This window comes from Clostridium sp. 1001275B_160808_H3 (genome assembly GCF_015550425.1).
In the GTDB taxonomy this organism is placed as follows: Bacteria; Bacillota; Clostridia; order Clostridiales; family Clostridiaceae; genus Clostridium.
On record NZ_JADNAT010000040.1, the window covers coordinates 1 to 11959 of the forward strand.

Below are 11959 nucleotides of genomic sequence, written 5' to 3' on the forward strand. Positions count from 1 at the left end.
TGATAGGTCAGAGGTGTAAGTGTGGTAACATATTTAGCTGACTGATACTAATAGGTCGAGGGCTTGACCAATAAAAAACAGGCTTAAAATTAATTCATGTGCAATTTTCAGAGAATATTTCTGAAAAAAGTATTGACAAGATATTGATTTTACAATATAATGTTAATGTAATCTGGTGATGATGGCGTAGAGGAAACACTCCTTTCCATTCCGAACAGGAAAGTTAAGCTCTACAGCGTCGATGGTACTGCATGGGAGACTGTGTGGGAGAGTAGAACGTTGCCAGGTATTATGGATCTTTAGCTCAGTTGGTTAGAGCAACCGGCTCATAACCGGTAGGTCCGGGGTTCGAGTCCCTGAAGGTCCACCATATTTGGGGGTATAGCTCAGTTGGGAGAGCACTTGCCTTGCACGCAAGGGGTCAAGGGTTCGAATCCCTTTACCTCCACCAAAAGAAGTTATGTTATCATAACTTCTTTTTTTATAACTTAAAATTAGAAGGAATATTTTAAGTTATTTAATAGTAATATAATACATGTATGGGATTTCCAAATGTCGAAAAAGTTTTAAAAATTTCTAAAATTTTAATTAGGAATAGAGAGAAAAATAATATATAATTAATATATAATAAACTATTTAATTTTTAATGTAAAAGTTTTAAGGTCTTATCCTTAGATGGGGAGTGTTGGTATGGGTAAGAAGGATGAGTTAGAGCAAAAATTAATAAAATTAAAATTAGAAAAGCGAGAGCTAGTATTAGCAGGTAAAAATACAAGCAGGATAGATGATCTTATAAAAGAAGTAGAAGTAGCATTAAAGGAATCAGATGAATTTTGTAATAATAAAAATATTTGATAGACCTAACTTATAAGTTTAGGTCTATTTTACTTTTTACAATATATGTAGTTAAAACTAATATAAATAATAAGAATAAATTTATTTAGTCTAGCATATTAAATTGTAGAAGGGTATTCTTTCTAAATAAGGAGGGGGATTAGGAAATGATAAGAACTTTTGTATGTGAAAAAGATGGCTGTAGTGGGAATAGATTTTTTTTAGAAAGTGAAGAAGATAAGTTGCATTTAATTTGTGCTCAGTGTAAGTCTAAATATGATATTGATGTAAGTGATCAAGATTTTATAATGTTGCCTAATTGTTCTAACTGTAATAATGATACATTCAAAATATTTAGAGATGTTGAGAAGAAGGGAATATATGCTAAGTGCTCTAAATGTGGATCTGTTCCAGAAAAAATATATATAGATTCTGATGGAGTACAAGTTTCATATGAAGCTAAATTATTAAACGATATAAAGCAAATAATGAATTTAGTAGAACAAAGAATATATAACTTAGAAGTTAATGTTAAAGATTTAGAGAGAGGTCAAGGTATGCTAGAACAATCGTTAGCGTATATTAATAGATATTTAGTTGAAAAAGATTGATATCAAAGGATAAAATATTTATTATATAAAAAGGAAAATATATTAAATTAACATAGGGAGAGAATAATGAATAAAAACAAAAAGATAATATCGTGGGCTATGCTAATAGTTTGGATGGGGATTATATTTTTTATGTCACATCAACCAGGTGAAGTTTCTAGTAGCCAAAGTGAATTAGTTTTGAAAATATTTAGCTTTTTTGGAATAGAATTAAATCAATATTTTGGTGAGTTAGCTACTTTAGTAGTTAGAAAGACTGCACACTTTTCAGAATATCTAATATTATTTTTATTTGCATATAACGTAAGCAAGTTCTATTTTACTACTAAAAGAGCTAGATTATATTCAATAATTTTTGTGTTTTTATATGCAAGTACAGATGAATTTCATCAATATTTTATTCCGGGAAGAAATATGGCGTTTAAAGATGTATTGATTGACACTTCAGGAGGTGCTATTGGTTATTTAATAACGAGGATAGTAGAAATAGTAAAATTAAATAAGTAAAATATAATTTTCAATACTATAAAAGGATATTCAATAATATTTGAATATCCTTTTATAGTATTGAAGAAAATAGTCTAGAGATTCCATCTAGAAATTTGCTAGTTAAAGATCTAGATTCATATTCTGTTAAATTAAACTCCGTACAATATTCTAATAAGTTATCGAATATTTTATTAAATTCACAAGTTATTCCTTCATCATATATTAATGCATTGATTTCATAATTTAATTCAAAGCTTCGTATATCCATATTTGCTGTTCCTATTGTGCATATTTTTTTATCTACAGTTAAAATTTTAGAATGAATAAATCCGGAATCATTATATAAATAAACTTTAACTCCAGATCTCACTAATTCAGCTAAATAAGTTTGTGACGCTTTATTCACAGTAAAATGATCGGCTTTTTTAGGAAAAATTACTGAAATTTTAATGCCACTTAATGCAGCTATTTTTAATGAATCCATTAAACCTTCAGATGGGATAAAATAAGGAGTTATTATATTAATACTTTCTTTAGCAGTGCTAATCATTTTTATAAAGCATTGAAGTATGCTAGGGTATTCAGAATCTGGTCCACTTTTTATTAGTTGCATTGGTATATTACCATCAAATTCTTTATTTTTAAAATAGTCTTCGATATTGGCTAAGGTTGAAATTTGTTCATTATTATATTTTTTTATACTTGAAAAATCATCTAAGAAAATTGATTGCAAGCCAAGTACACAATCACCTTCAATCATTATATGACAATCCTTCCAATCACCTAATTTGCCTAACCCCAAATATTCGTCTCCTATATTAATTCCTCCTAGGAATGCTGTAGTACCATCTATAACAACTATTTTTCTATGATTTCTATAATTCACTTGGGTATTAATGAATCTAAAAAAAGGTGCTAATACATAAGAATAAAAAACAACATCAACCCCAGAATTTTTTAAATCGTTAATATATCTAGTGCTTAATTTTATAGAACCCATTTTATCGATTATAAATTTAACTTTTACGCCTTCTTTAGATTTTCTTATCAATATATCTTTTATTTCATTTCCTATATTATCATCTTTAACAATATAGTATTCTAAATGAATATGGTCTTTTGCTTCTAGTAGTTTACTTTTTAGAGCTTCGAACTTATTAATTCCTCCATCTAAAATAGTAACACTATTATTTATAAAGAGTGGAGAATATGAATTTGATACTAATAAGTTTACAATATGCTGAAATTCATTAGATATATGAGATTTATTTAATAGTGAAGGAGTAATTAAGCTACTGACTTTTTGCTTTGATTTTTTATCTAATGTATGTATCTTCCAGTTCCTACCTAACAGTATAAAGAGAATTAGTCCAAGGGGAGGGAATATAATTAATATTAGAATCCATGATAAAGTTTTCTCATGGCGTTTTTTCCCAAATATAATTATTATAAATATTATAAAGAGATTTATTATGAATGATAGATAAAAAATTATATTAATTGCAATCATATTAAAAACCTCCTTCAAAAAATAATTATCTATAATAATATTCTTGACTAAAATATAGATTTTAATTAATTAGAAACTAATATAAAGATGATTATATAGCAATTACATTTTTAAAATTAATCATATATTTTATAAGAGTTTGATAATGTTAATATAACATTTTTCATAAATTTTTATGAAATACTAATAAAATCTTGAAAAAGATTAATATGCCTATATAATAGTTATAAAATGGAGTGAAAAACGTGTAAAATAAAATTTAAAAAAGTAGAAAAATTTATTGTTGTGTATTTACTATTTAAGGGGGATAACGAATGAAATCAAAAGATAATAGCACTAACTCAAATAATAGTATTTTAGTAGCTATAGAGAGAGTCGGTAATAAGCTACCGCATCAAGGAACTATATTTAGAAATTGTTTCTTTTAATATGGTTCTTTCTATAATATTCTAACTATGCTATAACGATACTATATTTCAAATAATAGTAATAAAATTTAATATGATTATTAATTTTCTTCCTGATAAAATATAGATATTTAATTAATGAAAAATAATTATGTAAAGCTGAATAAACATAAAAAATATGTCAAAAATTAAGATAACAGAAGGTGTAGCTATAGTATAAATTATAGGTGCACTTTTTTGTACTTAATCTTATATGCAAAGCATAAAAATAAATATAGATTAGACTGATGATAAATAATCTGAATATTCTGGAAAAGGAAAAACCTTTATGGTATTCTATAATTAGTAAGATGCAATAAAGAAATTACCCGAACTTAGGATGTTTTATTAGAACAAATTATAAACCAGAGATTTAAAATTTATAAACACAGGAATTTGATGAGAGAACTAATTCAAAAATTATTTAGATTTTAAATGAAAGGTAGGTGTAATCATAATATTATATTAAATATTATGAGATAGTATGAAAAATTACACAATAAAAAATTTGAGAAATATTGGACTTATAGGTCATGGAGCATCAGGAAAAACATCTTTAGTAGAAGCATTACTTTTTAATACTGGCAATACTGATAGGTTAGGAAAAGTAGAAGATGGAACAACAGTTACAGATTTTGATCAAGAGGAAAAAAAGAGAGGGATTTCATTATCAGTTTCTATTGCTCCGATAGAAGTAAATGAAACAAAAATAAATTTAGTAGATATACCAGGATATTTTGATTTTTCAGGAGAACTTATTCAAGGAATGAGAGCCGTAGATGTAGCTACTATAGTTGTATGTGGTGTATCAGGAGTTCAGGTAGGAACAGAAAAGGCATGGGATTATTGTAATAAAATAAAATTACCAAGAACATTTTTTATTAATAAATTAGATAGAGAAAATTCAAGTTATGATAAAACATTAGCTCAATTAAAAGAAAAGTTTGGAATTAGCGTAGTTCCAATTCAGTATCCTATAGGAACAGAAGAGAATTTTAAAGGAGTAGTTAATGTTATATCAAAAAGAGTTAGAATACACGATCCAAAAACTAATAAAATTCAAGAAATGGATGCTCCAGAAGAACTGTTAGGGAAAATAGATGAATGTAAAAGAATGATTATGGAGGCAGTAGCTGAAACTAATGAAGAACTTTTAGATAAATATTTTAATGAAGGCGAATTAAGTGATGAAGAAATATATAATGGACTTATAGAAGGATGTGCAAGTGGCGAAATAGCACCAGTAATGTGTGGAAGTGCTTCAAAGGTTATAGGTATGAGATGTTTCTTAGAAGATGTAGTAGAATGTTTTCCATCACCTAAATATTCAATTCCTCAGAAAGCAATAAATACACAAAATGATGAAGAGGTTTTCATAAGATTAGATGAAAATAAGCCGTTTTCAGCATTAGTTTTTAAGACGATAGCAGACCCTTTTGTTGGCAAAATATCATTATTTAGAGTTATAACAGGAAAACTTTCAAATGAGGTTACTGTTATTAATAGTAATAAGGATAAAGCAGAAAAATTAGCAAATGTATTTTTCATGAGAGGTAAAAATCAAATACCTACTAAGGAAGTAGTAGCCGGAGATATAGCGGCTGTTGCAAAGTTACAATACACCGAAACGGGAGATACTTTATGCGATATAAATAATAAAGTTATATATGATAAAATGAATTTCCCTAAACCAGCAATATCAATGGCGGTATTACCGAAGGCTAAGGGTGATGAAGATAAAATATCAGCAGCTCTACAAAGATTATTAGAAGAGGATCCAACATTTACAATAACACGAGATACGGAAAATGCAGAAACAATAATATCTGGAGTTGGTGAAACTCATTTAGATGTAATAGCTAGTAGGTTGAGAAATAAGTTTGGAGCCGAAGTAATATTAAGGCTTCCTAAGATACCATATAGAGAAACAATAAAAGGAGTTGCTGATGTTCAAGGTAAACATAAAAAGCAATCAGGAGGGCATGGACAATACGGAGATGTAAAAATAAAATTTGAGCCAAGAAAAGATGGAGAAAGTGATCTAGAGTTTGTAGATAATGTTGTAGGAGGAGTTGTTCCGAGAAACTTTATACCTGCAGTAGAAAAAGGTCTTAGAGAATGTATTGAAAAGGGTGTTTTAGCTGGTTATCCAGTAGTTGGATTAAAAGCAACACTGCACGATGGATCTTATCATCCAGTGGATTCTTCAGAAATGGCATTCAAAATGGCTACTTCTATTGCATATAAGAAGGGGCTAGAACAAGCAAAAGCTATTTTATTAGAGCCTATTATGCATGTAGAAATATTTGTGCCAGATGAATATATGGGTGATATCATTGGAGATATAAATAAGAGAAGAGGAAGAGTTTTGGGAATGGAACCAGATGGGAACTTACAAAAAATCATTGTAGAAGTTCCACTATCAGAAATGTTTAAGTACTCTACTGATTTAAGGTCAATGACTCAAGCTAGAGGAAGCTTTACAAGTGAACTTGCAAGATATGAAGAAGTTCCTGAAATAGAAGCTAAAAAAATAATAGAGGAAGCTAAAAAAAATTAAATTTTGGTATAGTGAATAAATAATGAATTAGTGAGATAAAATAAAATAAATGCTATAGATAAAATCTTATACAAAAGAAAAAGTATTGGAGGGATACTATGCCAGATTATAGGATGGATATAAATGGGGGATTAGGTCTTAGTGAATATAGCAATATATTTGACTATATGGGAGTTGTAGATAGAAATGATAATTTTACAATAACCTTAGGTAGCGTTGACAAAAATGATATCAATATCATTACATCCATGCTTAAAGACAGCAATTTCTCGATATTAGATGAAGGAATTAATCCAACTGGCAAATATTATATAAATGCTAATAAGCAAAAGTAAATAAAAGGCTATTAATCTATTGATTAGTAGTCTTTTATAATTTATGGTAAAATATTTAGTATATAAGTTTTAGGTAATAATCTACACAGCTGAAGTAAGTAGTATATTTAATGCTTAATATCTTATTTAAGTAAACTAGTGAAAACGAAAGCATATATTATTTAAATTTATATATAAGTTACAAAAATAATAACTAAATTTAAATAATATCAATTACTAAGGTATATCATAGAAGTGTTGAATTTTTATTGTAGCTTATATAAATAAAGTATGTAGGAGGAGTAAAATGAAAGCAGAAATAATAGCAATTGGAACAGAAATACTTTTAGGCGATATAGTTAATACAAATGCACAATTTTTAGCTAAAGAATTAGCTGCTTTAGGAATAGATGTATATCATCAAAGTGTTATTGGTGATAATGAAGATAGAATAATAGAATCATTTGAAAAAGCTTTTCAAAGATGTGATTTAGTTATTACAACAGGAGGGTTGGGTCCAACACAAGATGACTTAACTAAAGAGTTAGGAGCAAAATATTTTAAGAAAAAGTTAGAGCTTCATAAACCTTCTTTAGACTGGATTAAAACATATCTAGATATGAAAGATGAGGCTATCGTAGAAGCAAATAAAAAGCAAGCATATTTTCCAGAAGGATCTATTATATTACCTAATCCTAATGGAACAGCGCCGGGATCTATAATATCAGAAAATAATAAGACTTTAATAATTTTACCAGGCCCTCCAAGGGAAATGAAACCGATGTTTAATGATCATGTTAAAAAATACTTAGAAGGGATAACAGGAAAGATTATAAAATCTAAGACTTTAAGATTATTTGGAATAGGTGAAAGTCTTATGGCACAAAAATTAAATAATTTAATTCAAAGTAGTAAAAATCCTACAGTGGCACCATATGCAAAGGACAATGATGTTACATTAAGAATTACAGCTAAGGGAAGTAATGAAAAAGAATGTGATGATTTAATAAATCCTGTTGATAAAGAAATAAAAAGTACACTTGGAGAGTATATATATGGAGAAGGGGAAACTTCTTTAGAAAATGTTGTTTCAGAAATGCTATGTAGTAGTAAACTAAGTATATCAACTGCGGAATCATGCACAGGTGGTATGGTTGCAGCGAGTTTAATTTCATATCCTGGAATATCAGATGTATTTAAGGAAGGGGCTATAACTTATTCAAATGAAGCTAAAATGAAGAGGCTTGGGGTTAGAAAAGAAACTTTAGATAGATATGGAGCAGTAAGCGAAGAAACAGCTAGAGAAATGGCAATAGGGATAGCTAAACAGGCTGATACTGATATTTCAATTTCTACCACAGGAATAGCAGGACCAGGTGGTGGAACTGATGAAAAACCAGTTGGATTAGTTTATATAGGAGTATTTATTAAAGGAAAAGTTGTTGTAAATAAATTTAATTTTACTGGCGATAGAGAAAGAATTAGAAGAAAAGCTACACTTAATGCGCTAAATATTTTAAGAAAAGAGTTATTAGAAGTTTAAATTAAAAAGGGGAGTAAAATAATCCCCTTCCATACTATAAAGTAAGTTGGGGATTATTTTTGTATATAAATAAAATGGGGGAGAGGCGATTAACTGTGGAAGCCTTCTCGCTTCATTATAATTATGTCCATTAAATTAATAAGTTATACATTCGTTAAAATAAATTTGTAGTAAAAGAATGAAACGCTACAAACTAAAAGAAAGGATAGAGATATGACAAAAGTTTTTAAAGCGAATATGTATTTTTTAATTATATTAATAATAGAAATATTTGGTCCATTACTATTAAGGCCATTTTATCTTGTACTCGGATTAAGTGATACAAGAGTTATACTGTTTTTAAATCATGTGATATTATTTTTATTACCTGCAATTATATATATAATTGTTACAAAGTCTTCTTTTAAAGAAACTCTCAAATTAAACAAATTACATTGGCAAGATACTCTTTTAATTGTCTTATTAGCATTTGTGGTTCAACCAATAATGACCTTTTTTTCATTGATTGGAACATTTTTCTTTAATAATGAAATTGGATCGTTTATATCAGAAATAACTTCAACTCCATATATACTTTTATTAGCATTAGTTGCATTACTTCCATCAATAACAGAAGAAGTAACAATAAGAGGGATAGTGCTTTCAGGCTATGAGAACAAAAATAAATATGTATCAGCTATAGTAACAGGATTATTCTTTGGTATTCTTCACTTAGATCCTCAACAATTTTTATATGCAGCTGTATTAGGATTTATATTAGCTTTAGTGGTGCAAGCAACAAATAGTATATTTTCATCAATGATAATGCACTTTATTATAAATGGAACATCAGTAACTATGGCAAAATTAGCAGATTATATTACTAAAGGATTATCAAATGCAAATCAAAATGCAGAATTAACACTCAAAAATATAGAATCATCAGAAAAATTAATTTTATTTATAATATATGGAGCTATAGCAGTAATATTTTCAATATTTGTTTTTCTTATAATATATGGATTGGAAAAAATTAATTCAAAAAGAAGAATTCAAAATTATAATTATAGAACAAGTGAAGTATCAGGAATAGTGGGGAAAAAGGATAGAATAATAAATATTCCATTTGTACTATCAATAGGAATATATATTTTCTTTATGATTAGAACTATTTCATTATAAAAAAGTTAGGAGAGCAATACTCCTAACTTTTTTTACTTAATTTGATTTGGATATATAGGATGAGTCACTATAAAACATTGATACATCTTTTGAATTAATCCATCCTCTACAATTTATACAGTTATCAATTGGAAGATTAACATAATACCAAGTTTGATTATTTAGTTCAGCTGAATCTAGAACTGTTACCTCCATGCGTATGTTTGTTTTTCTAATTACCTGAGATGAATCCAGTGGCGCTATATATAATTTAGAATCAGTATTTATTATTCCGGTCTTATAGGTGGGTGTAATAAATCTAATAGATAAATTATTATTGTTTTTTTTAGGTGTATCATATTTCTTTCTTATATTATTATATTGATGTGAAGTAATCATTAATTGTTTTTTCATTAATTCTAATTTTTTCTCATAATAAAAATAAAGTACTACTAATGATAGTATTAGTATAATAAATAATATATATTTCATAAATCACTCCTATTAATACTATATTTTATTATATTTATATGCTTCTATAAAAATAACTTAAAATTTATATTCTTACTAAATTAAAAAATATAAAATAAAAACGTTGACATATTATAAAAAATTATATAAAATATAAATCGTTAAGGCTCGATAGCTCAGTCGGTAGAGCAGAGGACTGAAAATCCTCGTGTCCCTGGTTCGATTCCTGGTCGAGCCACCAGGAAAGCTAACTAATTAATTAGTTAGCTTTTTTTATGTACTGAAAAATATAAAAGACTTTGAAAGTATGGCTAAATAGGAGCTTGGTATTTAAACTTCAAAAAAGTGCGTTAGCTATATATATTATTTTTTAGTTTTAGATATATAAACTTGCGGTGATAATAAGAAAAGTGACGTAGTTGGCAAATTTATATGTTTTTTATTGTATTATTAAGGTAAATTACTATGAAAGAATAATAATTAATTATAATTAATTATGCTTTAAGTTTTAGTTAAGAAATATTTAAGAAGTAAGTATTAAAATAAATGTATAGATATTAGATTTATAAGATGTTTAACATATAAGGAGTGTTAGTGGTGGAAAAGTTAATTTTATCTGATCAAGATTATGATTATTTAGCAAAGGGGATAGCTGTGGGAGCTGGAATTGGTATATTTCTAGGCTTTTTTATCGATAATATAATATTAACATTTTCAGGATGCTCAGTTATAGCAATAATTTCATCACTAGGTTATTCATTTTATAAGAAGTCAAAAAGTAAAATTAATTAAAAAAGGCACAGTTAGTGCCTTTTTTTTATATATTTTTTATTTGCCAGTTTATAGGTGTCTTGTCAATAGATTTTAAAAACTCATTCGTTTTAGAAAATGGTTTACTTCCAAAGAAACCTCTAAAAGCTGAAAGTGGGCTTGGATGGGGAGAAGTAATTATAAAATGATTTTTATTTGTTATAAGCTTACTTTTAGCTATTGCAGGATTGCCCCATAAAATAAAAACAATAGGATCTTCTCTTTTATTAAGTAGTGAAATAATTTTATCGGTTAGTATTTCCCATCCCATATTCTTATGAGAATTTGCTTCATGAGCTCTAACAGTTAAAACTGTATTTAATAATAAAACTCCTTGATCAGTCCAACTTTTTAAAAATCCGTTATTAGGTATGTAGCATCCTAGATCATCGTGTAATTCTTTATAAATATTAACTAAAGAAGGGGGGACTTTAACTCCCTTATTAACAGAAAAAGAAAGACCATGAGCTTGATTTGGACCATGATAAGGATCTTGGCCAAGTATAACAACCTTAACATCTTTGTATGCAGTAAATTTTAATGCATTAAAAATATCACTCATATCAGGATAGATAGTTTTTGATTTATACTCTGATATTAAAAATTGTCTAAGGTTTTGATAATAATCCTTTTCAAATTCATCTTGCAATAATTGTTGCCAATCATTATTTAATATATTTTTCAAAGTATCACCTCCATATATAGTATTTAGTTATTAATTTAATACTATTAATAATTATTTTTAACTCAAAAAGATATTTTATATTTAAAACATGTAATAAATAAAAAAAGAATTCTATCTAATAATAATATATATATTACATTTTTGGAATATATTAAGATTAAATAGACACAAACGCTACCTAGGATATCTTTATAAGTAAATTAGATTAAAATAAAGAATAATAAAGAAAATATAATATAAATATGAATAAAATAGATAATATTATAGATACTAAGGAGTGAAAGATGATATTATGTAAATCGTTCCTTATGAACACGTTGATTTCCAACAAAACAACTTGAAAAAAGTTGAAAAAAGTTGAAAAACATTGTTGACAATGAGGTGCATAAGTGATAAGATGAGAAAGTCGCTTGAGGGCGATGAAGAAAATGGTCTTTGAAAATTGAACAGAAAATAAGTTAAGTAAAATAAACCAGCAATTCTTTTAGACGTCTTAAAATTAAGACTCAAAGTAATTTGAGCGAAGAGATTAAACTTTTTATTGAG

At 27.3% G+C, this 11959-nt stretch carries 11 protein-coding genes, 3 tRNA genes and 1 rRNA gene; 12 read left to right on the forward strand and 3 right to left on the reverse strand.

All coding sequences use genetic code 11. The annotated features are described in order from the left end of the window. Positions 1–171 precede the first annotated feature (171 nt). The 6 genes from rrf to I2A75_RS17460 all read left to right on the forward strand — a co-directional run bounded on the left by rrf (position 172) and on the right by I2A75_RS17460 (position 1952). A 5S ribosomal RNA gene (gene rrf, locus I2A75_RS17435) occupies positions 172–288 on the forward strand. A gap of 5 nt (positions 289–293) precedes the next feature. Beyond that, positions 294–370 (forward strand) — tRNA-Ile (locus I2A75_RS17440). Between the two features lie 5 nt (positions 371–375). Beyond that, positions 376–451, forward strand: a tRNA-Ala gene (locus I2A75_RS17445). A gap of 239 nt (positions 452–690) precedes the next feature. Next, complete coding sequence (locus I2A75_RS17450; RefSeq protein ID WP_195266876.1) at positions 691–855, forward strand: hypothetical protein; 165 nt, start codon at positions 691–693, stop codon at positions 853–855. A 146-nt stretch (positions 856–1001) separates the two neighbouring features. Continuing rightward, positions 1002–1445 carry a hypothetical protein gene (locus tag I2A75_RS17455; RefSeq protein WP_195266877.1) on the forward strand — a complete coding sequence of 148 codons (444 nt, stop codon included), beginning with the start codon at positions 1002–1004 and terminating at the stop codon, positions 1443–1445. A gap of 66 nt (positions 1446–1511) precedes the next feature. Then, entirely contained in the window at positions 1512–1952 is a 441-nt protein-coding gene (locus I2A75_RS17460) for a VanZ family protein (protein WP_195266878.1), read from the forward strand. A 52-nt stretch (positions 1953–2004) separates the two neighbouring features. On the opposite strand, the gene cls is transcribed toward I2A75_RS17460, so the two are convergent. Further along, entirely contained in the window at positions 2005–3441 is a 1437-nt protein-coding gene (gene cls, locus I2A75_RS17465) for a cardiolipin synthase (RefSeq protein WP_257447938.1), read from the reverse strand. Between the two features lie 933 nt (positions 3442–4374). Here cls and fusA point away from each other — a divergent pair. The 4 genes from fusA to I2A75_RS17485 all read left to right on the forward strand — a co-directional run bounded on the left by fusA (position 4375) and on the right by I2A75_RS17485 (position 9468). Continuing rightward, positions 4375–6450 carry an elongation factor G gene (gene fusA / locus I2A75_RS17470; RefSeq protein WP_195266880.1) on the forward strand — a complete coding sequence of 692 codons (2076 nt, stop codon included), beginning with the start codon at positions 4375–4377 and terminating at the stop codon, positions 6448–6450. 98 nt (positions 6451–6548) lie between these two features. Further along, positions 6549–6785 (forward strand): hypothetical protein, encoded by a 237-nt coding sequence (locus I2A75_RS17475; RefSeq protein WP_195266881.1) that lies wholly within the window; start codon positions 6549–6551, stop codon positions 6783–6785. A gap of 286 nt (positions 6786–7071) precedes the next feature. After that, on the forward strand, positions 7072–8307 hold the full coding sequence (locus tag I2A75_RS17480) for a competence/damage-inducible protein A (RefSeq protein WP_195266882.1): 1236 nt from the start codon (positions 7072–7074) through the stop codon (positions 8305–8307). Positions 8308–8544: 237 nt separating this feature from the next. Further along, on the forward strand, positions 8545–9468 hold the full coding sequence (locus I2A75_RS17485) for a type II CAAX endopeptidase family protein (RefSeq protein WP_243242215.1): 924 nt from the start codon (positions 8545–8547) through the stop codon (positions 9466–9468). Between the two features lie 36 nt (positions 9469–9504). Here the strand turns inward: I2A75_RS17485 and I2A75_RS17490 are convergent, their stop codons facing one another. Further along, positions 9505–9939, reverse strand: a complete 435-nt coding sequence (locus I2A75_RS17490) for a hypothetical protein (RefSeq protein ID WP_195266884.1) — start codon at positions 9937–9939, stop codon at positions 9505–9507. A 144-nt stretch (positions 9940–10083) separates the two neighbouring features. On the opposite strand from I2A75_RS17490, the gene I2A75_RS17495 reads away from it, so the two are divergent. Beyond that, a tRNA-Phe gene (locus tag I2A75_RS17495) sits at positions 10084–10159 on the forward strand. A 356-nt stretch (positions 10160–10515) separates the two neighbouring features. Next, positions 10516–10710, forward strand: coding sequence for a hypothetical protein (locus I2A75_RS17500; RefSeq protein ID WP_243242217.1), 195 nt, complete (start codon positions 10516–10518; stop codon positions 10708–10710). Between the two features lie 25 nt (positions 10711–10735). Here I2A75_RS17500 and I2A75_RS17505 read toward each other — a convergent pair whose 3' ends face one another. Next, positions 10736–11413, reverse strand: coding sequence for a uracil-DNA glycosylase (locus I2A75_RS17505; protein WP_195266886.1), 678 nt, complete (start codon positions 11411–11413; stop codon positions 10736–10738). Between the last annotated feature and the right edge of the window lie 546 nt (positions 11414–11959).